Consider the following 26325-nt stretch of genomic DNA (forward strand, 5'->3'; position numbering starts at 1 on the left):
CGCCGGGTGGGGTGCGGGCCTGTCGGGTGCGGGTGCGGGTGCGGGTGCCGGTGCCGGTGCGCTGTGGCTGGTCGCGCCCACGCGGCCGAGCCTCACATGTCACAGCCCCGCGCCCCCGAAAGTGCCGGTGTCGCCGTGGCTCTCGCGCGGAGCCCGGCGCCTCAGTCCTCGTCCGCCAATCGCAGCGCGTACAACGCCAGTTGGGCCCTGAAGCGGTCCTGTGGGTCGCTCAGGCGGTAGCCCAGGGCGGTTTCCACGCCTGCGAGGCGGGCGGCGACCGAGCTGTGGTGCAGGTGGAGGTCGGTGGCGGCGTGGCGGAGGGAGCCGGTGCGCAGGAAGGCGGTCAGGGCGGCCAGCGCCGCCGGGCCGCCCTTGCCCCCGGCGAGTCCGGCCAGGGCGCCCACGTCGGGCTGGGCCCGCAGCCGGTTGACGGGGATGTCGGCGAGCAGCGCCACCGGCCCGAGGGTGTCGTGGTCGACGACCGCCTCGTCGGGCAGCCCGGCCACATCGACGGCGAACCGCAGCGCGAGCCGGGCCTGCGCCCAGGAGACCCCGGCGTCCAGGGCGGGAGCACTGCCGCCGATCCCGATCCGTACCCCCTCGGCGCCGTGCTCACGAAGCAGCGCCCGCAGCTCCTCAGCGGCCGACCCGGCACCCGGCGCCAGCGCCACGGCCAGCGGACCGACCGCGGCGACCCGCACACCCGGACGCAGTTCGTGCCGCCCCAGCACGGCCACCGACGAGGCCCCGGCGACGGCGACCACCCGCAACGGCTGCTCGGGCACCAGACCCAGCAGGCGCAGCGCCCGCGCCCGGTCTTCGACGGCCTCACGCTCCGACAGCACCCGCTCGACCAGCGCCGGGTCCGCCACCTGATGGGGTGCGCTGTCCTGGTCACGGCTGCCGTGTACGACGCCCGCGGCGATGGCCATCCACTCCAGCACCAGCTCGTCGAAGGGCCCCGGCGTCCCCGCCCGCTCCAGCCACACCCGGCCGCCCGGCGCGAACTCGGCGCTCCCGGAGACCGTGCCGACAGGCCCCGCCGGTACCGTCCCGGCCGGCCCGAACCGCACCACACGCCCGCCCACCTCAAGGCCCGCCGGACACTCGGCCAGCCCTGCCGTGGACCGCACGAGCGACACGGCGTCGAGCCGCCCGGCCCCGAGCAGCGCCTCGAAGTGCGCGATGACCCGCAGCGCCGCCGCGGCATCCGCGTCGAGGGCCGACAGCCGTAGCAGCAGTCCCTTCATGACCTGGGAGTCTAGGCCGTGGGTGGGGTGTACGGGTCGGTCGTGCGCCCCTGCTTCACGGCCGCAGGGCCGCAGGGCCGCACGGCCGGGAGGAACGCGAATGCTCCGGCGATCTGAGTACGCGTACTCTGTCGGCCCCGTGTGCGTCTGAGGAACTCTCGTTCCCATGACTCCCATGACCGAGAAGCCGCTGGGCCTGCTGTCGAAGCGCCCCTGGACGGAACGCTGGCTGACCCGCCTGCTGGGTGCCGCCCTGTCCTCGGCGGCGTACCTTCTCTGCCTGCCCTGGGATCTGCGCAACCGCCCCGAGTCACCCGGTTCGACGACCGAGACGACTCCGGTGACCGTCCTCGGCGTCGCGGCCCTGGCCGTGACCCTGCTCCTCCTGGCCGTGTACTTCGGCCGCCGCGACGCCCTCGCCTGGCCACTGCTGTTGGTGGCGGCGCCCCCGGCGACACTCATGTACCTCTCGTTCCGCACGAACCCCGAGCCGCCGGACGCGTCCCTGTGGCCTCTGACCTGGGCGTTCTCCATACTCGTCATGGCGGCGGGGGTACTCGTCGCCGCGTCCGTCGCCCGGCGGTTCAGGGAGGACACGGGGGACTCGACGGACGGGCTGGTGTTCGCCCGCTCCTCGCCGGGAGCGTCCTCGGGAACGGGCGGCGGTTCCTCGGCCGTCAGGCGCCCGTCGTGGAACCCGGGCGCACGATCATGAGGATCGTGACCGTGGCCCAGAGCAGATTGAAGATTCCGGTGAACATGGCGAGCCGCACGGTGGCGCGGGGGTTCGCGGCGACGCCGGTGGACGCGGCACCAGCACCGGTCGTGCCGGTGGTGCCGGTGACCTCGGTGGCCGCGTCCGCTCCGGCCGCCGCCTCGACCGCTTCGAGGAGTTCCTCCTGACGCGGCAGCACCAGCGCCAGCAGGACCGCCGCCGCGATCCCGGTCAGGGCCATCGAGGCGATCAGCCAGGCGTCACCGAGTACGCCCATGCTCATGGCCGTGGCGAAGCCGAGTACGGGAACAGCGATGCCGAGGCCCGCGTACACCCGGCAGATCCGGTGCAGCAGCCGTAGCGTCTCCGCCGCCCGCTGGTCCCCCGGATCGGCGAGGGCGCGGCGCGCGCCGGGCGGGAACATGCTGGCCGCCACGGTGACGGGCCCGACGGCGACGATCGCGGCGAGGACATGGAGAACGAGAAAGAACTTGGTCACGAGGGGACGGTAGGCGGCGTACCGGATCTTGTGGAAGTGGCGGTACTGCCAGGGTTCAACGGATTCTCGCCACCACCTCGCTGCTGCCTCGCCACCAGCTCACCACCATCGTCGGAGCCGGCACCAGACGGAACAGCGGCTCGGCACCAGGTTGATGCACGGTTGGCCAGAACCCGCGCTGCCCCTACCCTTTTGCCATGCACACAGTGGCCGTACTGGCACTCGACCAGGTCATCCCGTTCGATCTCGCCGCGCCGATCGACACGTTCAACTGGGCCCGGCTGCCGGACGGCCGCGCGCCCTACCGGGTCAAGGTCTGCTCGGTGGCGGAGGAGGTGAGCGCGGGCCCGTTCAACGTGCGGGCGCCGTACGGTCTCGACGCGCTGGCCGAGGCCGACACGATCGTCGTGCCGGGCACCGCCGACCCGACCGTGCCGCTGCCGCCGGGCGTGGCCGAGGCCCTGTGCGTGGCGGCGGCGAACGGGACGCGTATCGCGTCGATCTGCGTCGGCGCGTTCATCCTCGCCGCCACCGGGCTGCTGGACGGCCGGCGGGCGACGACCCACTGGATCGCCGCCGCGGACCTGGCGGCCATGTACCCGAAGGTGACGGTCGACCCGAACGTCCTCTACGTCGACAACGGCCAGTTCCTCACCTCGGCCGGCGCCGCCGCGGCGATGGACATGTGCCTGCACATGATCCGCCTGGACCACGGCTCGGCCGTCGCCGCGCACGCGGCCCGGATGTCCGTCATGCCGCTCGAACGGGAGGGCGGGCAGGCCCAGTTCATCGTCCACGCCCAGCCCCCGGCACCGGCCGGCACGACGATGGAACCCCTGCTGAGCTGGCTGGAGGAGCACTCCGACCGAGACCTGACCCTGGACGACATCGCGGCCCGGGCGGGCACGAGCGCCCGTACGCTCAACCGCCGGTTCCGCGAACAGACCGGCACCACGCCCCTGCAGTGGCTGCACCTGGCGCGGGTGCGCCGCGCCCAGCACCTCCTGGAGACCACGACCCACCCGGTCGAACGGATCGCGGCCCAGACGGGGTTCGGCTCACCGACGGCCTTCCGCGACCGCTTCAAGCGGGTGGTGGGAACGAGCCCGCAGGCCTACCGGAGGGCGTTCCGGGGAGCGCCGGTGCCGTAGAGGCAAGGCGCTCCCCGGGGCGGCCCCGGAAGAAGTACGGCCTCAGCCGCGCCGGTCGGCCACCGCCCAGGAGGCCAGCGCCACGGCCCCGGCCACACCGACCACCGCGGGCCACGCGCCCACCTTCTTGGCGAGCGGATGCGATCCGGCGAACCCGGCGACGTACGCGACGGTCAGCGCACCCGCCGCCCGCCCACCGGCCTGCTGCCGCCACCGCTGTGCGGCCGCGGCCCCGGCGACGGCGAGTACGGCCCCGCCGAGCTGCCGCTTCCCGGTCCAGCGAGCGACCCCGTACCCACCGATGAGCCCACTCGCGGCCACCGCCGCGGCCGGTACCTTCGCCATCACTGCCTCCTGGTGCTGCTTCCGCACGGGCCGCCGTACGGGCTGTACGGGCCTCCGCGCGTGCTTCCGTACGGGCCCTCTGTACCGGCTTCCGTACGGTCGACCGAGGCTAACCCGCCCCTACCGGGCGCCCGGCACCACCTCTCCCGAGATCGGCAGCCCCAGCCCCGCCACGGCCCGGGCGACCAGCCGGGCCATCTCGACCGCGCCCCGCTCCTGGAAGTGGGTGTTGTCCTGGACGCCGTTCGGGAAGTTCGGGTACTGCCCTGCGGCCAGCCACAGGAAGATCCCCTTGGACCCCTCGATCCCGACCCCGTCGAGGTACACGCGGCTGGCCGCCGAGAGGTCGACCAGCGGGGCACCCTCCTCCCGCGCGACGGCCTTAGCGGCATCCACGTACGCCGGGAAGGAGACGTTGAACTTCCCCGTCGACGCGTTGTAGGAGCGCCGCGACACCGGCGTCACGACGACGGGCGTCGCGCCCCGCGCCCGGGTCGCCCGGATGTAGTCGTCGCGCAGGTACTCCTTGTAGCCGGCGGGCGAGGTGTACCGCTCGGGATTGCTCACGGTCGCGTCGTTGTGCCCGAACTGCGTGAAGAGGTAGTCACCGGCCCTGATCACCTGATGGATCGCGGCCAGCCGCCCCTGCTCGATGAAGGACCGCGAACTCCGCCCGCCGATCGCATGGTTGGCGACGGTGATGTTCGAGGTCAGGAACGAGGACAGCTTCTGCCCCCAGCCGGCCTGGGGGTAGTAACGGGAGTTGTACGTCTGGGCGGTGGAGTCACTGGCGATGTACACGGTGCCGGTGGCCGCCGCGGCGGCGACGGCGGTACCGGGCAGCCCCAGCACCCCGAGCGCCCCACCCCCGACCGCACCAGCGGTACCGACAAGGAACCGTCTACGACTGCTCACACTGACATTGCGGCTCATCCGACCATCCCTGCGCAGGAGTTGAGGAACTGTCAGGGAGGGGTCGCAGCAGGGAGGGGAAAGGTTGCCGGGTGCTTCCGCGCCCCGCGAAATCCGTACGACAAGGGTGTCCTGGTGCTGAGAAGCTCCGGACCAACGACAAGGAGAGACACCCCGGTTGGACACCCACACAGGCAACGCCACCACCCCTGACGGCACCCGCCTCGCCTACCGGGACCACCACGCACCCGAGCCCGAACCGGAGTTCGGCGCCGGCCTCCGACACCCCCCGCTGCTGCTCCTGCACGGCCTGGCGGGTCACATGGGGGAGTGGGACGACCTGCTCCCGCTCCTCCTGGCGGACGGCCACCGCGTGATCGCGTACGACGCCAGGGGCCATGGCGCGAGCACGCGCCGCCCGCCGGACATGACGCGGGAGTCGGCGGTACGAGACGTGACCACCCTGATCGAGGAACTGTCCCTCCCCGTCCCGGTGACCCTCCTCGGCCAGTCCCTGGGCGGCCACACGGCCTTGCTCACCGCGGCCGCCCACCCGCACCTGGTCGACTCCCTGATCCTGATCGAGGCGGGCCCGGCCGGCCCGAACCCGGACCTGCCCACCGAGATCGGCACCTGGCTGGACAGCTGGCCCACTCCCTTCACGTCCTTCTCCTCCGCCGCCGCCTTCCTCGGCCACGAGGCCTGGGCGAGAGGCCTGGAGGAACGGGAGGACGGTCTCCACCCCCGCTGGGACCGCGACTCGATGCTCGCGGCCGTCGCAGACCTGGCCACCCGCGCGTACTGGCCCGAGTGGGCCCGAGTCGCCTGCCCCACCCTCGTCGTACGCGGCGCGAAGGGCACGATGCGGGAGGCGGAGATGACGCGCATGACGCAGATGACGCGCATGACACGCATGGCGCGGATGCGGACCGGGACCGAGGTCATCGAGGACGCGGGTCACGACGTGCACCTGGACCAGCCGTACCGCTTGCACGCGGCGGTACGGACGTTCCTCGCGGCGGGACACACCACGTGAACGGGCCCCGGGCGGGCGTCGGCCTCTGGTCCTCGGTCCCCGCGGGTCTACTGACGCGCGTCCGCCAGCCAAGTCCGCCAGACATGGCGGCTGTTGGGCACCTCGGGCCGGTCCAGAATCCACAGCACGTACCCGGCGTGCAACTGGGCCCAGGGGTTCTCCGAACGCCGGGCGCCCTCCAGCCGTACCCGCAGCGGGTCCCCGTCGACGACCCGGGCGATGCGCACGTACTCGCGGTCCTTGCAGCGGTAGGCACGCCGTACGACGATCTCCACCAGGTCGATCAGCTTGGTCCTGGCGACCGGATCCTGCCCGACGGCGTCGGTGGCCAGGTCCCGGATGAGCCCCTCCTTGGTCCCCCACGCCTTGGCATGCCGGGTCCACTCCTCCGGATACCGGGCCTCCCATTCCAGGAAGAGCAGCGCGTAGGGCAGCCCGGGCCATTCGGAAAGATCCTCACCGGGCCCTCTGTCCCACATACCGCTGGGCAGCGAATGGCTCCGGGCCCACAGGTACTCCTCGTTGGCCGACCGCAGCGCCGGATCCTCGTACGGGTACATCACCCCCTGCCCCTGCAGCATCCGCAACGTCTCGTTGAACCGATGCTGAGCCTCCTCGGTCCTCCTCCGCGCGGAGGCCAAGTGGTCGAGCGCGGCGGCCCGTTCGGCCGGCTCGTTCGCGATCAGCCCGTACGCCCACGCCAGCCGCTTGTCCCACGCCCGGGCGTCGTCCATGTCCGCCCCGTGCCCTTTCCCATGCCCCATGGCACAGATCATCCCTGAGCGCGCCGCGCCCCGCTCCTCCGGGCACCGGTACGGGTACTCGTACGGGTACCCGTACGAGAGGGGCGGGGGCGAGGAGGGGCCTCGGGTCAGCCGACGCGGAGCGGCACGTGTTTTCTGCTGTACGGAGATGATGAGACCTGGGTCACAGGCCGGAAGAGGGCCGGAGACCACGCCCACGCACGCTGACAGGAGACGTCCTCGTATGACGGACCCGGACCCAAGAGACGCAAGTGAGCCGGTAGACCCGGTAGCCCCGCCAGACCCGCCAGACCCGGTGGACCCGGGAGCAACCCTCGGCAGCCGAGGGACAACCGGAGTCTGGCCCCTGATCCACGCCGAGCGAACGGCACTGGCGGCCGATCTCGCGGAGTTGACCGACGAGCGGTGGGCAACACCCTCGCTGTGCACCGAGCTGACGGTGCGCGAGGTGCTGGCGCACCTCACCGCGGGAGCGAGCCTCAACTCCGTACGCTGGCTGGCGGGTGTGATCCGCTGCCGGTTCGACTTCGACAAACAGGTGGCCATGAGGCTGGCCGAGCAACTGGGCGCCACTCCGGCGGAAACACTGGAGAGATTCCGAAGAGTGGTCCCAAGCACGACCAAGCCTCCCCTTCCCACTCTGGCGATGCTGGGCGAGACGATCGTGCACGGAGAGGACATCCGACGCCCGCTGGGCATCGTCCGCGCCCACCCGGTCGAGACGATCACGCTGGTGGCCGACTACTACCGGGGCTCGGACCTCGTGGTCCTCGCCAAGGGCCGCATCGCCGGCCTGAGACTCACCGCGACGGACGGCCCCTTCACGACCGGCGCGGGGCCGCTGGTCTCCGGCAGCACCTTGGCCCTGGTTATGGCGATGACGGGGCGTACGGCGTACTGCGACGACCTGGAAGGCGAGGGCGTGAAGCTCCTACGAGGCCGCTGCGAGACGGCGTGACGCGAGGGAACTTCTGTCACGAGGGTCGCGAGGGTCACGAGGTGCGCCGTGCAATCGCAGCCGAGCAGGCGCACTCTGGAGGAAGGTGGAAGCGGCTGAGGACAGCTGGAGGCAGCTGGAAACAGCGGCTCCGGAGGTGATCGTGATGATGATGAAGACCGCTGTCGGATGGCACATAGAGCTGGAATTCGACGAGGACGACAACCGCACCCGCGCAGCCGCCCTCGTACGCCTCCCCGACGGAAGCGAGGTACGGGCCCACGGCTACGCCAGCCGCCACCCCTCCGACTCCAACCAGCCGAGGGTGGGCGAGGAAGTGGCCGGCGCCAGGGCCCTCAACGAACTGGCCATGAAACTCCTGACCAAGGCCCACGACGAAATAGACGAGGCCTCGGGCAGGACATCACACCCGCTGACCTGACCTGACCTGACCTGACCGACAGGACAACGGGCAGGGGGTCGCAGCTCACTCGCGCGTTCATTCAATCGCGATGGACGGGCGGGGTGTTGATATACGTATGTCCGGTCGGCGCCGTCTTCAGCCGGGCCCACGACGACTACTGCGACTACTGCGGAACTTCGCCGAAGATCATGCGGTGCCCGCGGGCTGTGTCCATGTACTCGCGGACCCGGTGGATCAGCCCGTCCCGGAGCTCAAAGACGAAGCAGTAGTCGTTGGCGTAGTGGCTGCCGTTCGCCAGAGTCGCCGTCATGGTCTCCTCCACGACCACCCGCTCGCCGTCGGCGTAGATCCCGTGAAAGGTGACGGTGACGTCCCGCACGAAAAAGCGGGGAAAGTCCTCGGCGAGAAAGCGCACGATCGCCTTCCTGCCGACCAAGTGGCTGGGACTCTCCAACGCGACGGCAGTAGCGTTCCCCGGCGGCGCCAGCCACTCGGCGTCCTCGGTGAAGACCGCGGAGATCCGGTCAGCATCATGGCTGGCGAACGCCTTCCAGGCGTTCTCAACGACGGCGCGGCTCTGCTGTGACATGCCCGCGAACCTAGGCGAGGCAAGGCGAAGGGGCTGGCGGTTCTCCGACATCATCCCTTGGTGGTGCGGGGCCTGACTCTCCCGCCTTGCGCAGTGGGCACCGGTCGGTACGGGTGTGCGGGGTGTCGTCCACCGCTGGAACACGATCTGCGTTCCGCCGCTGACCACCGACCAAAGGGCGTCACCTGGAGGGCTCGTCGCCGACTTGGAATTCGTTCACCCACTTCTGCGCCGCCGCAAGATCGAGGGCGGTCCCGACGACCTGGTAGGCGAAGCCGTCCCACTCTTCCAGGACACGCGGCTCGCCGGACCGGAGGTGGCCGCCTCCGTCGCTTGCGGGCCGGTGGCGCCGGTACTGGTCCATCGGCGGGCGGCGCCGCTTGTTGTACGGCGCGAGCGGGTCGTCGGCGTCGGCGCGCGGGATGGCGCGCGACGGCTGGTTCGGCGGCCCGGGTCGGGAATGCTTGCCCATGCGCTTGATGCTCTCAGGCCGAGACCGTTGTCGGCCGAGCGACAGCGAGATCCTGAGGCGGCGAAAATAGGTGGTCTACCACCTCACCCCACCAGGGAGTCGCCCTCTATGGCCCGTATGAAAGCCCGCCAAGCATGAGCATGGACGGCCACAACCGGGCCGTTGCCACACTTGGAGTCGCGCACGTGCAAGCGGCCGTCAGCGTGGGAGCACTCGACACACTCACCGCCCGCGCCGTTGCTGTAAGAGGACTTGAACCAAGACGAGGGTGCTTCGGGAGCAGACCGCGCAATGCTCATCTTGCATATTCCTTAAGAACGGACTTGATCAGTTGGACGGAGCGCTGGGGACTCAGGGCGGCGGCCCTCAAACCGTCGAAGGCCCGGGTGTACTCATGCACATGATGCTCCCCTTCCAGGTAGACGGCATCGGTGATGCCGTCCCGGTACACGATGTCCGGGTCCTCCTGGTCCGGGAAGCCGAGCATGGTGAACGATCCCGTGGCCGGGTAGGTGCCTGAGTCGAACGGGAGTACCTGCAGTGTGACGCTCGGCAACTCCGATGACTCCAGGACGCGTTCGAGCTGCTCTCTCATCAACGCCCGCTCCCCGATGACATTGCGGAGGGACCCCTCGTTCACGACGAACCAGGCATTCGGGGCCTCGGGTCGCGCCAGCATGGCTTGGCGCTCCATGCGCACTCGCACCGCCCGATCGATGTCCTGGGCGGGCAGATGCGCACCTGTCTTGTGAAGTTCGCAGGCGTACGCCGGGGTCTGCATGAGCCCGGGGAGCAACTCGCACTGGTACTGGCGGAACGTGGAGGCTTCCTGTTCCAGGCCGATGTAGATGGAGAACCACTGGGGCACCCCGGATCCGTGCTCCTGCCACCAGCCGCGCGTCTTGGCCTGCCTCGCCAGAGACTTCAGGAACTCGCGCAGTTCGTCGCCGGTCTCGTAGAAGCGGCACAGCGCATCGATGTCGGACGGCTGGACCCTGCCGCTTCCCGTCTCCATCCGATTGACCTTGGAGCCGCTCCAGTCCAGTGCGGAACCCACTTGTGCGCACGTTAGAGCGCTCTGCTCGCGGAGCTTCCTCAGCTCGATCGAGAGGCGACGGCGGCGTGCCGTCGGTGAACCTGCCATTCCTAACACCTTTCTCAATAGCCGGCGTTCAGTTTCGTGCCAAGGGGCATGCTTGCCAATCACTCGGAAGTGGGAATCCCGTCGTGCACATTGCACGACGGGATGCGCGGACGCCATCCTGGCATGCAACGCCACTCACTGTGAGTGTTCGTGACACTCCGCCGAGCATCCGGCGTCGGCGGCGACGGCGAGCGACGAGAGGGGACCCGGTGATTCAGGAAGCGTGCATGCCCCGGAAGCCATGGGACTTGGCTTTCACGGCCGAACCCGAGGAGGTGGCAGCCCTGCGCCGCATCATGCGGCTGCACCTGGGCGTCTGGGGCCTGCACGACATCACCGACGAGGCCCAACTCTGCGTCAGCGAACTCGTGTCCAACGTCGTCACGCATGTCGGTCTCGGCACACCGACGACGCTGGCCGTCTCGATGAATGGCACGTACTTGCGCATTGAAGTCCACGACCCCGACACGCGCGCCCTCCCGACCTTGCTCGACGCGACGTCAGACGCCGAGGCCGGCCGAGGTATGGCCCTCGTTGGTGCCCTCGCCTCCCGCTGGGGCGTCCAACTCCTCCCTGATCGGAAAGTGACCTGGTGCGAGTTGGAAACCGGGTTGACCTCCCCGAGTGGTCACGTCGGACGCCCCGGTGTTGCGCGGGCCGAGGCATTGCTGGATCTCTACGTGGCATCGACGCGAAGTTCGGATTCGAGAACGAGCAGACTGGGCATGGCTGTGGTCCAGAACGTCGTGATCAGTGCCATCGCGGACTTGCTCAACTGGCTCCGGGTGCACGGGTGTGACGCGGAAGAGATCCTGGACCGTGCCCAGACTCGCTTCGAGGCGGAAACCACGGAAATCGGGGATCTGCCTTGTGACGCCCTGAGATGAGCAAGCCCTCAGAGTCGCCCTGAATACGGTCCCTCTGCCGTTGACGGGCGCCCGGTAGGCGGCTTGGGTTCGAAGCCTATGCGAGCGGGTAGCGACAGTCGGCATGACCCGTACGCGCCGAACGCAGTTACGCCAAGCCGAGTGCCCGACCTGGTTCAGGCGCGCAAGTAAGCGTGGATCGCCGCGGCGATGGCCGTTCCGAGCGGAATGGGCACGGCGTTGCCGATCTGCCGAGCGATGTCGGTCTTCGAGCCACACCAGCGGAAGTGGAGGGGGAAGCCCTGTATACGGGCGGCCTCGTAGTGGGTGATTGGACGAGCCTCGGTGGGGTGGAGGTAGCGGCCCTTCTCGGGCTTGAAGAACTCGGTTCGGATGGTTACCGAGGGCTCCCCCAGGCGTAGCCGGCCCATGACGTCTCCCGTGCCGGTGTTGTGATTATCCCAGCTTTCGGTCGAGAGGTATTGGATCGGTGTCTTTACGCCTGGAGGAGTGGGGGTGTCGAAGATTCGGATCTTTCCGTTCTTGTTCACGGTGAACCACTTGTCCCGCAGATTCTTTCGGTTCCCGCCCGGAGGGATGGCTTCGTATCGTGCCATCGAAATTGGCTCCGGATTGCGTCCGAAATGGAGATCGCGTGTGGTGAAAACTCCAGGTAGGAAGGCATCCACGTCAGGAACGAAATCCTTGCCGTCCGGAAGTTCGGTGCCTCGGACCGATAGAAGGGACGATTCATTGAACACATCGTCCACTGCTTTCCAGTACGACGGCCCGACGTTGATACCGTCGATCGGCTGAGTCGGGGTGCCGTTATTGCGTTTCGGCAGTCGGACATGTGTTGTGACGGGATACGTCATCGCGCGATCATTGTCGACATCACGGCGCACTCCGATGACGATGGCTCGCCGACGCGCCTGGACTGCACCGTAGTTGGCGGCGTTGAGGAGATAGCGCTTGTGCTTCTGCTCCTCAGTGTCGGTCCGTTCATGGCCCGGAGGGTCGACAAGTCGATAGTCGGCCAGTAGACCGCCCTCTTTCACCTCGCTGAGGAGGTTGCGGAACTCGTCCGACTTGAGGAAACGGTCAACATTCTCAATCACGAAGACCTTGGGGCGAATTTCGGCGACAATGCGAACGTATTCCTCCCACAGGCGGTTACGTTCTGAGCCCTTCTTCAGGCGGTTCAAGGCCGAAAATCCCTGGCAGGGAGGTCCTCCGACCACCACGTCCGCATGGAGGGCCTCCTCCGCCGGCGCCCAGCCCTCAATGTCTTCGAGGTGCACACGAGCAGCCGGAAGGGCCATGTCCAGTCGATGGCTTCCGAAGTTTGAGGCGTAGGTAGCAGCCGCAGCGAGGTCGTGCTCGACCGCCGCGACGCTGTGAAAGACAGGCCCGTCCTCCTCCGCCCCAGCCGGGCGGAACTCGTGAAACCCCTGAGTGAACCCGCCGCACCCACTGAACAGGTCGACGACAGTGATCGGCTCGGGGTCGAGGGGGCGGGGCGTGTGCATGGGGTGATCTTAGCTTCGGAGTGCGGCCGCGATGGCCTGTCCGACGGCGGTTGCAAGGGGCGGCGGCATCGCGTGGCCGATCTGACGGTACCTGGACGTCTTGCCGCCGAAGAAGCGCCAGTCCGCTGGGATCGCTTGGATCGTTGCGGCCTGGTCGACGGTCAACTTGGGTTGGCCGTCTGCAGGAAAACCTGAGTCCGGGGGTTCGTCACCGAGGCTGTTGCCGTTCACGCCGAGCGAGGCCCACGCATTCTTGCTGCCGGTGGGACCGAGGTCGGCACCGCCGCGCCGGTCGGAGCCCCCGACGAGAGCGGGAGCGATGCGGTCGGCGCCCTTGATCCAGCGTTCCGCGCCGGGCCATCCACGCCCGGACATGGAAGGGCCGAGGACTTGACCAACGGTCGGGGTCGGCAGCCCATCAGGCTCGGGCCAGGAGAATCGGGAGAAATACGGTTCCTTCAGAGCGATCAGAAAGCCGCTGCTGCGATTCTGCGGAACGCCGAAGGTCGCGGCATTGAGGACTCGCCAGCTCCAGCGGTAGCCCGCTCTGCCGAGCTCGGTCTGGATCCATGATCGATCGGCCTCGAAGCCCGAACTCTCAACCAGATCCGGCACGTTCTCCAGAAGCACGGCTTTCGGGTTGATGTCGCTCACCAGCTTGATCGCAGCCCTCAGGACTCCACGTTCCTCCGTGTCCTCGGCGCGACCGACACTGGCCGACGATTTCACGCGGGGGAGGCCACCGCTGATGAGATCGACCTCCTGTGTCTCGGGACGCACGCTCGGATCGAAGTGCACGACGTCCATGCAGACCACATCCCAGTGGGGCCGGTTGAGGTCGATCGTGAAGCAGGCATCGGCCTTGCTGTCGATGAGCAGTACCGGGTCGAACCCGGCACGCTCCAGCCCAAGGGCCTGCGCTCCGGCCCCGGCACAGATTTCCACAGACCTGAATCGGAGGGATTCGACCGGTGCCTCCGGTGCACGCTGGGGATTCGACGGCACCCCTCGTTGCCTTGTGGCCGAGGGTGATCCATCAGCGACAGTGCTTCGGGCTGTTTCCTGCCCGGCCTTCGTCGCGTTGTCCGTAGCAGGACGCTGAGCGCTGACGGACTCATGGGCGACGGTACGGAGTTCGTCGTCCAGTGCATGCTCCTCAATGCCGTCGAAGAGTACGAAGGGAGCGAGCCGCAGCAACCTCTTGAGGAAGTCGCGAAGAGTGTCACGCTCGTTCAGACCAGCCAGATCCAGGTCTTTCCAGACACGGAGGATGGCCCGGACCATGTGCGGGCTTCCGCCTAGCGCTGCACGCCGAGCGTAGATTTGGTCGAATGCTGCCTCGCCGAGGATGGCCAGGGCACCGTACGGTTCCGGGTCACCGGACGAGCGCACGAGCTGAGCACGCCACCATAGTCGTCCGAAGACGTGCCGGGTGAGGTCCGTGCCCAGGACACGGTCCTTGGGCGGCTGGGGATAGCGCCAGAAGGCGACGTCCGGGAGCAGGACCAGTGCAAGGAACGCCCAGACGTCCCGGGAGGCGGCCTCGGCGGGCACCATGCCCATTTCGGCATGGAGCAGAGCGGCGAGCCGGAGGTCGAAGTCGGCGTTGCGTGCGCGGTCCGAGTCATCGGGGAAACCGGCTCGCTTGGCGAGATCGACAACTCCCGCGCGAAGTTCATGGAGTTGCGCGGCGGAAATCCGGTCGCCGCCGGTGGCCACGTACACCGCTGACTCGTGGGAGACGGCTACTCGACCCACCAACTCCGAGACGGTCAGCTGCCGATACTCCTCGAAGAGCGGTCTGGCCTGCTCGGCGAGCAACCGCGGGTAGAGGAAGCTCATCACGACACCTCGAACATCTTGACCGCCGCCTGGAGATCCGAGGCGAACAGGGCGGGGGACTGCCGCTGGCGCAGGCGGATGTCGGTGATCGACTGCTCGGGGAACAGCTGGTCGAACAGGCTCAGGAGAGTGGCGCCCAGAGAGCCCTCGGGGAAGTCGGCATCCTCGGCGAATTCGTCGTTTCCGAGTGCGTGCTCGACCATGATCCTCGCGGCGTCCGCATACACCGCGGAGAGCACGACCCGATCGATCGGACGAGGCTTTCCCGCGTTCTCGAATGCGGTTGCAGTGATCGTGTTCTGCTCATTGACGAGCAGGAGAAGGGACCCCATGGTGGCGCTCTCGAGGCCTCCGCTGATCTGCAAGTGCCAGGCGGCTCCTTCGGGGAAGGACGTCCGGGCGAAGTCGATCACTGCCATGGGGAACTGTGGTGCGTCGCCCTGGAGGCGCAGTGCCTCGCGATCGCTCCACAGCACGGAGCCTGCGCGGCGGGGGGAGGAGGGGCGTGCGTCACTCCGGCGCTCGGCCAGGACGAGGGCAGTGTCGAGGAGGAGCAAACCTCCCAGATCGGCACCCCGTAGTCGGAAATCGAGTTCTACGGTGCTCATGCCGCTCTCGGTCAGGCGAACCTGTTGTGCGGGCCCGCTGAGATTGGATCCGGTCGCTGTCCACACCGCCGAGAGCATCAGGGAGGCGTCCTTCGGAAGACCTGACTGCGAACGCGCCCGGCCCAGGTCGACGCGGACAGTCCTGCGCAGGTGCAGGTCCATTTGATAGTCCCAGTCCGGCAGTGCTTCGGGCATGGCGACCTCGCCGTCCTCGGTCATCAATGACCACGCCGCGGCAGCGACCACGTCCTCGGACGGGATGCGGTAAGGGAGAACGCGCCGAGTCACGGGGCCCTCACCGCCTCGACCTTGATGCCGATCTCGGTCATGGTGTCCGGGGCCGGACGCACGACCGCGTGCCAGACGGACTCGCCGCCCTCGATGATGTAGTCCTCTGAGGCGTTCAGACGGCCCTCGTCGTCCTCCCAACCGATGAGCACGGGCATGCTGGCTCCGATGGGCGGATCCGTCTCGCGCCCGCCGGTTCCGGGGAGGGTGACGGCGAGGTCGATCCGGACTCGCTGTGCCCCGGGCACGGGCAGTCGGAACGCCTGGATGAGCACGGAGGCGTCGTCACGATCGTCGTAGTACGGGTCACCGACGTACTGCACCCGCGGACGACGGCGCGGCGTGCCCGTGCTCCCCGACGCGTCGGTGAACGTCTGCCCGTCGGTGTCTAGAGCACCCGGCCCGCCGGCTCCGTCGGCAGCGGGTCGACCTGTATCGGCCGGAGCAGCCTTCGTAACCGGTCGGCCCGAGGACGAACGCTTCGTGTTCTCTTCCGTGCCATCCGGCTTGGAAGCGCGTGTGGCCGTGCTGCCCGGCTTCGAGTAGGCAGTGGCGCCGCCGATTCCCCAGGCTCCACCGACCAACCCGGAGAACAGCGAACTGGCTGCGCCCAGAGCGACGTTGCTGGCCCCTGCTCGCGCGACGCCGCCGAGAGAGAGGAGACGTTCCTGAGCCTCCGCAATGCGCCTGAACGTCGTCTGCACGAAGGTGCTCTCGGGTCTGTCGAGCGACTGGGGATGCCAGGCGTCGTGCGTGGGTGGTTCGGCCTTCGCGTAGATCTCGTCCATGGCTTCGTCGGCTCGGAAGACGCCGGCGTACCCCTGGTTCACGCTGGGAGGCTTCGGCCCGGGCTTGTACGTGACGACGAGCTCTGCGGGTCGCATCAGACAGACGTGATGGACCAGGTCCTCGATGTCGAGCATGCGGGATGCCCGGGTCGGCTCCAGCGGCGGCATGATCCGCTTCACAAGACCAAGACGCCCCAGATACCGCTTGGGCTTCAGGCAGTGCAGATCGCTGCCGTCGGAGCCGGTCATCGTCTCGTAGGCGGTGACGAACATATTGAGGGGGCGGGTCTCCCGCGGATCAGGCACGGGATACTGGACTCCGTCGCAAGTGACGGAGAACCTCATGGCGGACGGCTTCCCGGCGGTGGAGATCATCTTTGGCCAGAGGTGCCAGGTGATGGTCTCTGCCAGGTAGTCGGCAGCCTCGGGCGGCTCGAGTTCGTCCAGGTTTGGATCGATGACGACGACAGTCGTGCCGGTCGCCTCAGCGCCGAAGGCCTTGAGGCCCAGACGTTGTGCGGTGGTCTCCGCTTCCTGGCCGACCAAGGGCTCGACGACAGTTCCGGATGTGTTGCCCCACCAGTGTCGACCGGTGTAGCGGCGGTTTCCGTTGGGCTCGTCGGCAACGTAGCTCCTCCAGAGAGTGCAACCGATGAGCCGGGTCTCGTACCCTCCCTGAGCGGTACGACAGCGAGAGTGCACAAGGACGGTTCCGGGCTTGGACAGAAGGTAGAAGATGCCCTTGCCGAAGCCGTAGGTGCCGCCACCCAGAGCGGTGTCTCGCGGCTCACCAATGTTGCGGATGAAGGAGACGAAATCGCGGTCGGGGCCGACGGCGTCATCCGCCCGAGTTGGTCCTCCGAGCCCGCGAGTACTGCGGTCCGAGACGGCCAGAACCCGGATCGGGCCGTGCCGGAGGGTCTCGCGCAGCGGAAAGTCCTCCGCGCCGGCGGGTGCCCCGTCGAGCAGAAGCTCTCGCCACGCAAGAGTGTGGGCCGGGCCCACCGTCCACATGTCGATGCGGTAGTCGACCGGGCCCGAAGGCGGTGGCAGACGGGCGTCCCAACTGTTCTGGGCCGACTCGCGCACCAGGATCGTGAGCAGGTCGAGTTCTGGCCGTCCGAGTTGGTTGCGGATACCTTCGGCGGCGCTCGCGCCTTCTGGAGGGTAGGGCTGGGAGAACCAGCGGGGCCCCGTCACGCGGACTCCTGGATCAAACTGTCGATCATCTGAGACACCTGGTCGGGCGCCATGGGTGCAGGGGTCTCACCGGATAGGTCGATGGTGTACTCGACATCCAGTATCGACACGGGTACTCCGGCCGTAACGAGTGCCTGACCGGTCAACCCGGGGAATTCGGGAGTGACCCGGTACCACCGTTCCTCGCTGACCACGAAGCGCACATCGTGGTACAGGTCGGCATCGGACGGTCGGTATCCCACCCCTGCGAGCAGCGCGAGGAGCGCACCTTCGTCGTCGCACAAGCGAAGTGTCTGCCCGACCAAATCGGCGAGTGCAGTGCCGGAACCGGCCACGGTTGTGCTTTGCAGGCGGAACCAGGCCAGACACAGTGTCCCGCTCTCCGGCACTTCGAGTTGGTCGAGCCCGTGGATCCGGGGCTTGCGTCCCGTGCCGCCGGTGCCCGCCTTCACCTCGACAGCCATGGTTCTGGCCGAGAAATCGTGGCGGTGTCTCTCGGGGCCCCGCCAGATCCGATGTGCGCTGGAGTCCTGCTTGAGGAGCCGGCGGAGCACCAACAACTCCCCAAACAATCCTGCGAGTTGTTCGGGACCAAGCAGTGTTCCCTGAGTGCGGAACAGGGCCTTCCAACGATCGAGAACGCGGTAGAGCGCCTTGGCGGGGTTCTCGGGCAACTCCTCGGCCGCACTGAGCACGTCCACGCACAGTTCCGTGAACAGATCATTTAGGTCGTCGCGCAGACAGGCCAGATCGACGTAGGACTGGTAGGTCTCCTCGTCCTCAAGGGCCCGCTTGCGCAATCGGAGCACTGGTCCGTCCAGGCCGGGACGGACCTTGCGATGCGCGTGTATCGGAACCAGGAGATGACGGTGACCGTCGTGGTCGACGGCCACCGCCAGTGGGCCCTGTTCGGCGACTACAGGCAGAGGAGACACGCGCAGGCGACGCTCACCTGTTGTCTGCTCGGCATCCAGTGCGGCCCAGCGTTCGTCGACCAGCTTGCGGAGCGCGTCGTCGTTCATGCGTCCTCGCCGTCGACGAGGCTGTAGTCCTCTTCTTCGATCCACACGTTGGAGAGGTCAGCCGATACGTACTTGTCCACCTCGCTGTCCTTGTCCCAGGGTTCGGGGAATACCAGACCGACACCGATCACGTGCTCCTCGGCGTTCAGAGGCGCGCGAAGCTTCTTCGACGGGCTTGGCTCGGACATCTTGTCGATCGGGTACAGAACCAAGAGACCAGTGTCGGGAAGCTTGGCGCGACGCATGTCCGTGATTCCCTTTTCGGTGAGCTTGCCCGTGTCACCGTCCAGGTCCACCGCGGCGTCGCGACGGCTCATGAGTGTCTTGATATCGGCAAAATCCGGGGCCGAGTTGGTAATGGCGAGACGAGCACGATTGTTGAGTCCAACGGTCACATCGGGGGCAAAGGAGAAGTCGTTCTCTCCCTTTGGGTTGCCGACGACTGCGACGTTCCATCGCCCCAAAGAGCCGGCTGTGGCGACCCGTTTCCTGATGTAATCAATGATCAGGTCCGCGTCGTTCTCAGGGGACTTCTCGTGGAACCTGTAGGCCGAAAGGAAATCGGTGACTACGTTGTGCGGCACGTCGCGGAAGACGTATCGACCTTCAGTCGATCGCTCCTCAATCCTTACAGCGCTTGCGCCAGCGGAAGTGACCAGGTTCCGTGCGGCGGTGATGTTCTGGCGAAGCCAGTCGGTGTTGGTGTGGAAGTAGTGGGTCTGGACCCGCTTGCCTCCGTAGGAGGAGGCCGCCGTAACGGCATTGCGCATCTTGGCGGCCGCGGTCACGCGCAGCGCCGGGTGCGTACGTAGGCGGACTGCGAAGGTGCGGGGAGTTTCGTCCTCGGTCATGTAGATGTCGATGTCGCGGCGCATCTCGGTCTCGACCGTGGCCAAGTGTCGGAACCATTCGGCCAGTTCGTCCGTCATCCAGATACGAGGAAGATCGGCATAGCCGTTTCGGAAGCCGAACCAGCGTCCCATCTGCAGCAGCGTGTCGTACGCCGAGACGGCGCGGACGAAATAGCTGACCGACAGACCCTCGAGCGTCAGCCCCCGGGAGAGGGTATTTCCGCCCACGGCGATCGCCACCACGGGGCCGTTCTCGTAGTCGAGACGGTACTCGCTGCTCGAGTTGTCCATGATGACGCGACAGCTCTTGAGGACGCCCGGCAATTCGGGCAGCAACTCCTCGAACGAAACATTCGTCTCACCGAAGTCCTCGGCCGGAACGCGGTCGGTCTCCTGCTCCCACAGGCCACGCAGACCGGAGAGGAAACCGGCGTTCGTCAAAGACCGGGCGGACCGTTCGCGCAAATGCTCCAGCGGCTTCTTGAAGCTGTTGTGCACCGCGGTGTTGACGCTGGTGTGGATCAGCATCGTGCTGTGCGCGTTGCCCGCGCCACGTACACGCCGGGCGGCCGTGACCAGCCAGAAGTACTCGACGGCTCTGCGAAGGGTTTCGGTGATGACGGGCTCGAAGCCTTCGATGTCGGCTTTTGTTCCGGGACGCACGCACGACACATCATCGTCAGGGACCGATCGGATCATGTCGTAACCGTCGTCGACCTGTTCCGGGTCCTCGCCGTCGAGTGCGTAGCGTCCGAACAGGACCTCGGTGCCGAAGTGGCCCTGGGGCTTGGGAAGGTTGACGACGAAGTCCTCGGGATACAGATCCTTGGCGCTCGGGTCGATCAACAGGTTCGCGAATGGCGAGGCCGTGTACCCGACGTAGGCAGACCTCGGCAGGGAGCCCATGATGTCCAGGATCAGTGGGTTGATCGACTTCGTTGCCACTGTGGCCTGGTCGGCCTCGTCGTCGATGATCAGTGCGGGGCAGTCCTCAAGGTAGTCGGACGCCTTCTCTAGCCATCGAGCGAGCTTCCGGAGCACTGTGGCATTTTTCTTCACCACGCACAGCACGCGCGTCTTGTTGCTCTTTCCGAAGTAGGAGGCCGGGTTCTCCTGCGGAGTGAAATCCTTGTCGAGTCCGGTCAACTGGGACCACATCGAGGGATTCGGCTCCACCAGCTGCTGTACCAGCCGTGCCTGGGTCTGACGCCGGAGCCCGTTGTGGATCCCGGCCAGGACAATGAACAGTTTGTAGCCGCGGTCGGCTGCCTTGGCCATGACCGAGGTGAAGTTGGTCGTCTTGCCGGACTGTACGTAGCCGACGACGAGGCCTCTCGTGGAGAACGATTTCTCCTTCGGGTGGTTCAGCAGTGAGACCACGCGGGTGGAGGAGTCGTCGAGGCTCCTGATTGTGGGCTCCTGAGGCCAACCGTCCTTGCGCAGCAGGTCCATGATCGCCGGCCAGCACTTGTCCTTGGCGCGCGGGCCCGTGTACCAGGTGTCGCGGTTGCCCAGAACCACCGCGTGCGGTTCCTCGAGCTCCTTGACTCGTATGGTCTGCTGCTCGTGCCGCTCGCGTATTTGCTGGACGATGTCCGGGCTGATGCCCAGTTGCTCCAGCCGCTTGACCGCCTCCGACGGAGGGAACGAATCCAAGAGCGCCTTGAATGTGTCGTACATACCATCGAATTCGTCGGTCATGGGCGTGGACCGTTCCCCACTCTTGTTGGCTGAACCGTAGGGCTCCGTCCGCCTTCATGGATTGCTCCGTGAACGCACAGGGGGCCTGAGGCATGTAATGGCACGCACTCTCGTACAAGACCTACAACACTATTAGGCGGGTGGGTGTCGATGTGTGAAATCGCAACTACGATCGGTGTTCGGGTGCTGACGGACCGGTCAGGTCACGGTGGAGCAGCGTCCCAGCCCGCCTGATCCAGGCTTGGCGCCGGATGAGGACACCTTGAGTCAGGATCCGCCGAGGTGCGACTGCCGCGACGCCACGGTGGCAGCAACGCGGCGGGCAACGTCTTCGGCGGACTCGTGCTCCCAGAAGCGCAGCACCGTCCATCCCGCCGCTGAGAGGTGCTTGGTCGTCTCGAGGTCGCGAGCCATGTTCTTGTCGAGCTTGGCGCGCCACCATTCGGCGTTCGCCTTGGGGTGGGTCGCATGCACGGGACAGCCGTGCCAGAAGCAGCCGTCCATGAAGATGGCGACCTTGGCTTTGGGGAAGACGACGTCGATTGTGCGACGCGGTATGCCAGGAACCGGGACGTTCACTCGGTAGCGCATGCCGGCGGCGTGCAGGAGCCGTCGGACCGCCACCTCCGGCGCAGTGTCTCGTGAGCCCTGGCGGCTCATGCGGGCGGAGACGGCGGGGGAGGACGGGACAGCAGCATCAGGCACGGAGGCATTGTGCCGGCGGTGTCGACCGTAGGTCTGTTCTGCGGCGAAGTCCGGGTGGTCGAAAGCGAGGCCTGCAGCGGACCTCGGGTGAGTCGGCCGTCGGGCGCTCACGGAGGGCGCGACGGGTGGCGGAGACGCCAATGACCGACCAGAACGCCGAGAAGAGGAGCGCGACGGTGAGCCGGGGCTGGTCCACGTCGTGCTCCTCCGGGCAGCCAGTCTGTTCGGTCGGGCGGCTCGCTGGGCGGTCGGGTCAACTGGTTGGCGCGGACGGTCTGTTCAGGTGGTCCGGTCACGCGAGTTGTCGCGTGAGCTGTTCAGGCGGTCTCTCCGTGGCACTCCCCATACCCCCGCCCCGACCCACACCAACAAGACGCCCCCCGCTCCGGCGGCCAAGCCTCCGCCCGCCCCCTCGCCGCCAGTGTCGTCGCATACTGCGGCAGCAGTGACGCGTCCCCAGGCGAAGCCCCCTCCGAGGCGGCGAACGCCTCGTAAGAGGGGACCGTGCCCGTGACGATTCCCAAGTTGGGCGTGCCCGAGGCCGCGAGCTCCCTCAGTGAGGCCTCTATCGTCGCGAGGTGCTCCTCGTGGGACGGGTACTCCTGCGCCAAGGTCGGGTACGCCGTTACCAGTTCCGTCAGTTCTGGGGCCGGCCAGTGGAGTACCGCCACCGGGAACGGGCGGGACAGGGCCTCCCTGTACGTGCCCAACTCGGCGCGGAGGCGGGAGATTTCGGCCTCCAGTTCTGCCGGGTTGTCCGAGCCCAGGGACCAGACGCGCTTGGGGTCGTGGAGCTCGTCCAGGGAGACGGGGGAGGAGTGGAGGGTGTCCGCGAGGGAGTCCCAGTTGTCGTGGGCGAGGCCCAGCATGCGGCGTACGCGGTGGCGGCCGAAGAGGACGGGGTGGGTCGCGTACGGGGGTTCGGGGACGTCCGTCAGGAGGTGGGTCGCCGCCTCTGTGAACGTCTGCTGTGCGGCTTCGAGCTCGTCGTGGGACTCCAGGGACTCGGCCACGATCACCCAGGGGGCCGGGTCGCGGGGTGCCGCCGCGCGGACGCCCTCGATGATCGCCTTCGCCTCCGCCTCGTGGCCGTACTCCCAGAGGTTGGCCGCCTTGAGGGCCCGTACCAGGAACGGGTTCTCCAGGGGGGTCTCGCTGGAGAGCAGGCGGTCGTAGAAGGCGGTGGCTCGCGGGCGGTCGTCGGCCAGTTCGAGGTGGGCCGCAGCCTGCAGCAGCAGGTGCTCGGCGTCCTCGGGGTAGAGGCCGGCGGTCCGCTCCAGGCGTGCTGCTTCGGCGTTGTGGTCGACGTACTCGGCAGACGTGTCGGGGCGCATGGTGGACACCGTACTGCCGACCGCCCGGCGGAGGAGAGGTATGGGCAGGCCAGGGGTTGGATCGGGGGTGGGGAGTGAGCGGTCGTGAGCGGTGGGGAGGGGGCGGCTCGTTCATGGGGATGGTGAGTTGGGGCTTCAGCCCTTATCTTGCGGCAGCCACAGCAGGCTGAGGCTCTTGCGGGGAGGAGGCAGGCGTCCGCATGCGAGTCCCCGTCATCCATCAGCAGGCCCGGCGGCGGCGTGCCCGCTACGCCCGCCTTCTCTGGAACGGTGCCGAGGTCCTCGTGACCCTCGGTGTCGTCCTCATGCTCCTCGTCGTCCACCAGCTGTGGTGGACCAATCGGCAGGCCCGGGAGGGCGCCGAGAGGAAGGTCCAAGCCCTGGAGAGGGAGTGGGAGGGGACGGGAGAGGGGGAAGGGGAGGGGGAGTTACGTGGCACCGACGTCGATGGGGGCGGCGGATCAGGTGCGGACGGTGGCTCCGTCGACCTCGGTGACCGGTCCGGTGCCGGTTCCCGGCGCGCGCCCGCCTCCGGCTCCGCCGGCAATCCCCGTCCCCGCTGGACCCAGGCATACGCCATCCTCACCATCCCCCGCCTCGATCTCCGCGTCCCGGTCGCGGAAGGCATCAGTAAGGGGAACGTGCTGAACAAGGGGTACGTCGGTCACTATCCGGGGACCGCGCAGCCCGGGCGGGCCGGGAACTTCGCGCTTGCCGGGCATCGGAACACCCATGGCGAGCCGTTCCGGTACATCAACCGGCTCCGGCGGGGGGACCGGATCGAGGTCGAGACCCCGGCCGCCGTTTACACGTACGTCGTCGACAGGACGCTGGCGCAGACCTCGGCGAGGGACGGCGGAGTGATCCGGGAGATTCCTCGCAGCACGGTCAGAACGGGGTACGGCTACACCGACCCCGGCTACTACCTCACGCTCACCACGTGCACTCCGGAGTACACGTCCAAGTACCGCCTGGTGGTCTGGGGGAAGCTCGGCTCCATGCGGCCCCGCTGAGCCGCCCCGCCGAGTCGCTCTGCCGAGTCACCCCGCCGAGCCGCCCCCTGCCGAGCAGCCCAGGTCCCGCCGGATCAGGCCTTCTTGACCTGGTCGTAGCGGCCGAGGAAGTCCGGAGTGCCGTTACGGACCCGGTGGAGGAAGAGTCCGTTGACCCAGCGGAACTCCTTGGTCACCGGGTCGAACTCGATGGTCTTGGCGAGCCCCTTGTGGGTGGTCTGGCGGAGCCTGCGCACCATGGCGCCCCGTTCGGGCTCGACACTGCCCAGCTCGCTCATGCCCTGGGCGACGAAGAGCAGTGCGTCGTACGCCTCCACCGCGAAGCGCCCGACCGTGCCGACCGTGCGTACTCCGAAGCGCTTCCTGTACGTCTTCACGAAGCGTGCCGCGGCCGGCAGTTCGGCCGGGTCGACGTAGGTCGTCACCATCACCCAGCCTTCGGCTGCCCGTCCCGCCTCCTTGAGGAACGCGGTCTGCAGGACGGGTTCCGGGGCCATGCGCGTGCCCCGGAATCCGGCCTGTTCCAGCGCGCGGGCGCAGCGGGCGGCCCGGTGCGGGGAGGAGCCGGCGTACACGACGGCCTGCGCGCCGGAGGCGAGCACGGCGGCGGCGACCGTGTCGAAGTCCTCGCTGTCCGCGGGGACGGCATGGGTCGTGGTCGTGCCTTTGGAGGGCGGGTACGCGGTCAGGGTCCTGACGATCTGCCAACTGGTCCGGTTCGCCGCCCTGTCGTCCACGAGGGCGGTCCTGCGGCTCTTCTCGGCGTGGGTGAGGTAGTGGATGAAGGGTGTCGACAGGGTGTTCTCGTCGGGCCTGAGCTGGAAGTACGCGCGGGTGGTCGTCTGGGAGTACACATCGTCACCGGAGGAGACGGTCACGATGGGCAGCAGGGCCTTCTCGTAGCGGGATACGGCGGTCTCGGCCGAGGCACTGCCGGTCGGGCCGATGACGGCGTACACGTCGTGGTCCGCGACGAACTTTCCGGCCACCTCCTCGGCCCGCTTCGCCTCGCCCGCGTCGTCGAGGACCTTCAGGGCCAGGTCGAAGGCGCGGCCGTCACGGGAGCGGGAGTTGAAGTCCGCGACGGCCAGCCGGGCACCCCGCTCCTGCGCCCTGCCGATCGCCTTGTCCGGGCCCGAGAGGTCCGCGTGCAGGCCGATGACGTACCGGGGCAGTGGTGCGGAACTCGTCGCGCCGTCGCCGCCGGACGAGGGTCTGGAGGCCGCCCAGGCCGCGAGGCCGCCGCCCGTCAGGACCACCGCCGCCGCCGAGCCCAGCGTCAGCAGGCGGCGCCGGGAGACGGCGGGCTCCTCCGACGGCTGCTGCTGCTCCACGAGCGTGGTCCGGCCGGGGCCGGAGATGGGGCTGGGGATGGGATCGGGGTCGGGCAGGGCCAGGACGGCGGACGAGCGTTCCGCGATCAGCCGGGGCAGCGAGGGCGGAAGCCAGTCGGCCTCCCGCCCCCGGTCGTTCTCCCCCTCCCCCTCGCCCTCGCCGGCCAAGGCATCCCGTACCGCCTCCGCGGTGGGGCGGGCCGACGGGGCCTTGGCGAGGCAGTCGGACAGCAGCGGGACCAGGGACCACGGCACGGCGTCCAGGTCCGGTTCCTCGTGGACCGTACGGAAGATGATCGCGGCCGCGGTGCCGGTGCCGAACGGGCGGCGGCCGGTCGCCGCGTACGCCAGGACGCAGCCCAGCGAGAAGACGTCGCTCGGCGGGCCGATGTCACCGCCCCGCGCCCGTGCCTGCTCGGGCGAGAGATAGCCGGGCGAGCCGATCACCACGTCGCTCGCGGTCAGCGCGGTGGCACCGGTGGAACGCGCGATGCCGAAGTCGATCAGCCGGGGGCCGTCCAGGGCGAGCAGGATGTTGCCCGGCTTGACGTCCCGGTGCACCAGGCCCACGGCGTGCACCTCGGTGAGCGCCTCGGCCAGCCGGGCGCCCAGGGCGCGGACCGTACGCTCCGGCAGCGGCCCGTGCAGCGTGACGGCCTCGGCCAGTGACGGGCCCGGTACGAAGGCGGTCGCCAGCCAGGGCTCGCGGGCCGCCGGCTCCGCCGCGGTCACCGGTACCACCCACTGCCCGGTGAGCCCGCTCGCCGCCTCGGCCTCGCGCCGGAACCGGGCCCGGAAGTCGTGGTCGGCCGCGTACTCGGCGCGGATCACCTTCAGCGCGACCAGCGCCCCGCCCGTCGAACGGGCCAGGTAGACCACGCCCATGCCGCCCGCGCCGAGCCGGCCGAGCAGCCGGTAGCCGCCGATGAAGGGCGGGTCGCCCGGCTTGAGGGCGCGCACTGCCGAGCGCACTCCCGTCCGCCCCTCCGCGGGCCCCTCCGAGTGC

Annotated in this window: 25 protein-coding genes; 7 read left to right on the forward strand and 18 right to left on the reverse strand. The window is 68.2% G+C overall.

Features of this window, described 5'->3' with window-relative positions; all coding sequences use genetic code 11:
• Positions 1-161 precede the first annotated feature (161 nt).
• A complete protein-coding gene (locus ACH4YP_RS15995) occupies positions 162-1250 on the reverse strand; it encodes a helix-turn-helix domain-containing protein (RefSeq protein WP_398490906.1) in 1089 nt (362 codons plus the stop codon).
• A 166-nt stretch (positions 1251-1416) separates the two neighbouring features.
• Between ACH4YP_RS15995 and ACH4YP_RS16000 the strand changes: the two genes are divergently transcribed.
• The gene (locus tag ACH4YP_RS16000) at positions 1417-1965 is read left to right on the forward strand and encodes a hypothetical protein (RefSeq protein ID WP_361055552.1); all 549 of its coding nucleotides are present in this window, start codon (positions 1417-1419) and stop codon (positions 1963-1965) included.
• Here ACH4YP_RS16000 and ACH4YP_RS16005 read toward each other — a convergent pair.
• On the reverse strand, positions 1928-2464 hold the full coding sequence (locus ACH4YP_RS16005) for a protease (protein WP_361055555.1): 537 nt from the start codon (positions 2462-2464) through the stop codon (positions 1928-1930). The genes ACH4YP_RS16000 and ACH4YP_RS16005 overlap by 38 nt on opposite strands.
• Before the next feature lie 197 nt (positions 2465-2661).
• Here ACH4YP_RS16005 and ACH4YP_RS16010 point away from each other — a divergent pair, with 197 nt between their 5' ends.
• Complete coding sequence (locus ACH4YP_RS16010) at positions 2662-3615, forward strand: GlxA family transcriptional regulator (protein ID WP_398490907.1); 954 nt, start codon at positions 2662-2664, stop codon at positions 3613-3615.
• A gap of 42 nt (positions 3616-3657) precedes the next feature.
• Here the strand turns inward: ACH4YP_RS16010 and ACH4YP_RS16015 are convergent, their stop codons facing one another.
• Positions 3658-3960, reverse strand: a complete 303-nt coding sequence (locus ACH4YP_RS16015; RefSeq protein ID WP_398490908.1) for a hypothetical protein — start codon at positions 3958-3960, stop codon at positions 3658-3660.
• 120 nt (positions 3961-4080) lie between these two features.
• Entirely contained in the window at positions 4081-4893 is an 813-nt protein-coding gene (locus ACH4YP_RS16020) for a rhamnogalacturonan acetylesterase (RefSeq protein ID WP_361055564.1), read from the reverse strand.
• A gap of 157 nt (positions 4894-5050) precedes the next feature.
• On the opposite strand from ACH4YP_RS16020, the gene ACH4YP_RS16025 reads away from it, so the two are divergent.
• On the forward strand, positions 5051-5908 hold the full coding sequence (locus ACH4YP_RS16025) for an alpha/beta hydrolase (RefSeq protein ID WP_361055567.1): 858 nt from the start codon (positions 5051-5053) through the stop codon (positions 5906-5908).
• A gap of 47 nt (positions 5909-5955) precedes the next feature.
• Here ACH4YP_RS16025 and ACH4YP_RS16030 read toward each other — a convergent pair whose 3' ends face one another.
• On the reverse strand, positions 5956-6672 hold the full coding sequence (locus ACH4YP_RS16030; protein WP_361055570.1) for a hypothetical protein: 717 nt from the start codon (positions 6670-6672) through the stop codon (positions 5956-5958).
• A gap of 295 nt (positions 6673-6967) precedes the next feature.
• Here ACH4YP_RS16030 and ACH4YP_RS16035 point away from each other — a divergent pair, with 295 nt between their 5' ends.
• Entirely contained in the window at positions 6968-7630 is a 663-nt protein-coding gene (locus ACH4YP_RS16035) for a maleylpyruvate isomerase family mycothiol-dependent enzyme (protein ID WP_398490909.1), read from the forward strand.
• Positions 7631-7778: 148 nt separating this feature from the next.
• A complete protein-coding gene (locus ACH4YP_RS16040) occupies positions 7779-8051 on the forward strand; it encodes a DUF1876 domain-containing protein (protein ID WP_361055748.1) in 273 nt (90 codons plus the stop codon).
• Positions 8052-8196: 145 nt separating this feature from the next.
• Here the strand turns inward: ACH4YP_RS16040 and ACH4YP_RS16045 are convergent, their stop codons facing one another.
• The 4 genes from ACH4YP_RS16045 to ACH4YP_RS16060 all read right to left on the reverse strand — a co-directional run bounded on the left by ACH4YP_RS16045 (position 8197) and on the right by ACH4YP_RS16060 (position 10238).
• Positions 8197-8622 (reverse strand): nuclear transport factor 2 family protein, encoded by a 426-nt coding sequence (locus tag ACH4YP_RS16045; protein ID WP_361055576.1) that lies wholly within the window; start codon positions 8620-8622, stop codon positions 8197-8199.
• Positions 8623-8803: 181 nt separating this feature from the next.
• Positions 8804-9094, reverse strand: a complete 291-nt coding sequence (locus tag ACH4YP_RS16050; protein ID WP_361055579.1) for a DUF6087 family protein — start codon at positions 9092-9094, stop codon at positions 8804-8806.
• Between the two features lie 83 nt (positions 9095-9177).
• Positions 9178-9393: a DUF397 domain-containing protein gene (locus ACH4YP_RS16055; RefSeq protein ID WP_361055582.1), complete on the reverse strand. Its 216-nt coding sequence runs from the start codon at positions 9391-9393 to the stop codon at positions 9178-9180.
• Positions 9390-10238 carry a helix-turn-helix domain-containing protein gene (locus ACH4YP_RS16060; RefSeq protein ID WP_398490910.1) on the reverse strand — a complete coding sequence of 283 codons (849 nt, stop codon included), beginning with the start codon at positions 10236-10238 and terminating at the stop codon, positions 9390-9392. The genes ACH4YP_RS16055 and ACH4YP_RS16060 overlap by 4 nt, the downstream gene beginning before the upstream one ends.
• 227 nt (positions 10239-10465) lie before the next feature.
• On the opposite strand from ACH4YP_RS16060, the gene ACH4YP_RS16065 reads away from it, so the two are divergent.
• Positions 10466-11125, forward strand: a complete 660-nt coding sequence (locus ACH4YP_RS16065; RefSeq protein WP_398491072.1) for an ATP-binding protein — start codon at positions 10466-10468, stop codon at positions 11123-11125.
• A gap of 155 nt (positions 11126-11280) precedes the next feature.
• Here the strand turns inward: ACH4YP_RS16065 and ACH4YP_RS16070 are convergent, their stop codons facing one another.
• The 8 genes from ACH4YP_RS16070 to ACH4YP_RS16105 all read right to left on the reverse strand — a co-directional run bounded on the left by ACH4YP_RS16070 (position 11281) and on the right by ACH4YP_RS16105 (position 22972).
• The gene (locus ACH4YP_RS16070; RefSeq protein WP_398490911.1) at positions 11281-12633 is read right to left on the reverse strand and encodes a DNA cytosine methyltransferase; all 1353 of its coding nucleotides are present in this window, start codon (positions 12631-12633) and stop codon (positions 11281-11283) included.
• Positions 12634-12642: 9 nt separating this feature from the next.
• Positions 12643-14475 carry a DUF6339 family protein gene (locus ACH4YP_RS16075; RefSeq protein ID WP_398490912.1) on the reverse strand — a complete coding sequence of 611 codons (1833 nt, stop codon included), beginning with the start codon at positions 14473-14475 and terminating at the stop codon, positions 12643-12645.
• Positions 14475-15302 (reverse strand): hypothetical protein, encoded by an 828-nt coding sequence (locus ACH4YP_RS16080; protein WP_398490913.1) that lies wholly within the window; start codon positions 15300-15302, stop codon positions 14475-14477. Before ACH4YP_RS16080 ends, ACH4YP_RS16075 begins: the two co-directional genes overlap by 1 nt.
• A 65-nt stretch (positions 15303-15367) precedes the next feature.
• Positions 15368-17359: a hypothetical protein gene (locus ACH4YP_RS16085; protein WP_398490914.1), complete on the reverse strand. Its 1992-nt coding sequence runs from the start codon at positions 17357-17359 to the stop codon at positions 15368-15370.
• A complete protein-coding gene (locus ACH4YP_RS16090) occupies positions 17356-18381 on the reverse strand; it encodes a PD-(D/E)XK motif protein (RefSeq protein WP_398490915.1) in 1026 nt (341 codons plus the stop codon). Before ACH4YP_RS16090 ends, ACH4YP_RS16085 begins: the two co-directional genes overlap by 4 nt.
• Positions 18378-20933, reverse strand: coding sequence for a Z1 domain-containing protein (locus ACH4YP_RS16095; RefSeq protein ID WP_398490916.1), 2556 nt, complete (start codon positions 20931-20933; stop codon positions 18378-18380). The genes ACH4YP_RS16090 and ACH4YP_RS16095 overlap by 4 nt, the downstream gene beginning before the upstream one ends.
• Before the next feature lie 267 nt (positions 20934-21200).
• On the reverse strand, positions 21201-21593 hold the full coding sequence (locus ACH4YP_RS16100; RefSeq protein WP_398491073.1) for a very short patch repair endonuclease: 393 nt from the start codon (positions 21591-21593) through the stop codon (positions 21201-21203).
• A gap of 362 nt (positions 21594-21955) precedes the next feature.
• Positions 21956-22972 (reverse strand): SEC-C domain-containing protein, encoded by a 1017-nt coding sequence (locus ACH4YP_RS16105; RefSeq protein WP_398490917.1) that lies wholly within the window; start codon positions 22970-22972, stop codon positions 21956-21958.
• Positions 22973-23172: 200 nt separating this feature from the next.
• Between ACH4YP_RS16105 and ACH4YP_RS16110 the strand changes: the two genes are divergently transcribed.
• The gene (locus ACH4YP_RS16110; RefSeq protein ID WP_398490918.1) at positions 23173-23985 is read left to right on the forward strand and encodes a class E sortase; all 813 of its coding nucleotides are present in this window, start codon (positions 23173-23175) and stop codon (positions 23983-23985) included.
• Between the two features lie 74 nt (positions 23986-24059).
• Here ACH4YP_RS16110 and ACH4YP_RS16115 read toward each other — a convergent pair whose 3' ends face one another.
• The gene (locus ACH4YP_RS16115) at positions 24060-26279 is read right to left on the reverse strand and encodes a bifunctional serine/threonine-protein kinase/ABC transporter substrate-binding protein (RefSeq protein ID WP_398491074.1); all 2220 of its coding nucleotides are present in this window, start codon (positions 26277-26279) and stop codon (positions 24060-24062) included.
• Between the last annotated feature and the right edge of the window lie 46 nt (positions 26280-26325).

The organism is Streptomyces sp. NPDC020747 (assembly GCF_044334695.1).
Taxonomy (GTDB): domain Bacteria; phylum Actinomycetota; class Actinomycetes; order Streptomycetales; family Streptomycetaceae; genus Streptomyces.

Excerpts from the sequence above, each read along its gene's own strand:
- ACH4YP_RS15995 (WP_398490906.1), bottom strand. The coding sequence starts at position 1,250 with ATGAAGGGACTGCTGCTACGGCTGTCGGCCCTCGACGCGGATGCCGCG.
- ACH4YP_RS16000 (WP_361055552.1), top strand. The coding sequence starts at position 1,417 with ATGACTCCCATGACCGAGAAGCCGCTGGGCCTGCTGTCGAAGCGCCCC.
- ACH4YP_RS16010 (WP_398490907.1), top strand. The coding sequence starts at position 2,662 with ATGCACACAGTGGCCGTACTGGCACTCGACCAGGTCATCCCGTTCGAT.
- ACH4YP_RS16015 (WP_398490908.1), bottom strand. The coding sequence starts at position 3,960 with ATGGCGAAGGTACCGGCCGCGGCGGTGGCCGCGAGTGGGCTCATCGGT.
- ACH4YP_RS16020 (WP_361055564.1), bottom strand. The coding sequence starts at position 4,893 with ATGAGCCGCAATGTCAGTGTGAGCAGTCGTAGACGGTTCCTTGTCGGT.
- ACH4YP_RS16030 (WP_361055570.1), bottom strand. The coding sequence starts at position 6,672 with ATGGGGCATGGGAAAGGGCACGGGGCGGACATGGACGACGCCCGGGCG.
- ACH4YP_RS16040 (WP_361055748.1), top strand. The coding sequence starts at position 7,779 with ATGATGAAGACCGCTGTCGGATGGCACATAGAGCTGGAATTCGACGAG.
- ACH4YP_RS16045 (WP_361055576.1), bottom strand. The coding sequence starts at position 8,622 with ATGTCACAGCAGAGCCGCGCCGTCGTTGAGAACGCCTGGAAGGCGTTC.
- ACH4YP_RS16050 (WP_361055579.1), bottom strand. The coding sequence starts at position 9,094 with ATGGGCAAGCATTCCCGACCCGGGCCGCCGAACCAGCCGTCGCGCGCC.
- ACH4YP_RS16055 (WP_361055582.1), bottom strand. The coding sequence starts at position 9,393 with ATGAGCATTGCGCGGTCTGCTCCCGAAGCACCCTCGTCTTGGTTCAAG.
- ACH4YP_RS16060 (WP_398490910.1), bottom strand. The coding sequence starts at position 10,238 with ATGGCAGGTTCACCGACGGCACGCCGCCGTCGCCTCTCGATCGAGCTG.
- ACH4YP_RS16065 (WP_398491072.1), top strand. The coding sequence starts at position 10,466 with ATGCCCCGGAAGCCATGGGACTTGGCTTTCACGGCCGAACCCGAGGAG.
- ACH4YP_RS16070 (WP_398490911.1), bottom strand. The coding sequence starts at position 12,633 with ATGCACACGCCCCGCCCCCTCGACCCCGAGCCGATCACTGTCGTCGAC.
- ACH4YP_RS16075 (WP_398490912.1), bottom strand. The coding sequence starts at position 14,475 with ATGAGCTTCCTCTACCCGCGGTTGCTCGCCGAGCAGGCCAGACCGCTC.
- ACH4YP_RS16080 (WP_398490913.1), bottom strand. The coding sequence starts at position 15,302 with ATGACCGAGGACGGCGAGGTCGCCATGCCCGAAGCACTGCCGGACTGG.
- ACH4YP_RS16090 (WP_398490915.1), bottom strand. The coding sequence starts at position 18,381 with ATGAACGACGACGCGCTCCGCAAGCTGGTCGACGAACGCTGGGCCGCA.
- ACH4YP_RS16095 (WP_398490916.1), bottom strand. The coding sequence starts at position 20,933 with ATGACCGACGAATTCGATGGTATGTACGACACATTCAAGGCGCTCTTG.
- ACH4YP_RS16100 (WP_398491073.1), bottom strand. The coding sequence starts at position 21,593 with ATGAGCCGCCAGGGCTCACGAGACACTGCGCCGGAGGTGGCGGTCCGA.
- ACH4YP_RS16105 (WP_398490917.1), bottom strand. The coding sequence starts at position 22,972 with ATGCGCCCCGACACGTCTGCCGAGTACGTCGACCACAACGCCGAAGCA.
- ACH4YP_RS16110 (WP_398490918.1), top strand. The coding sequence starts at position 23,173 with ATGCGAGTCCCCGTCATCCATCAGCAGGCCCGGCGGCGGCGTGCCCGC.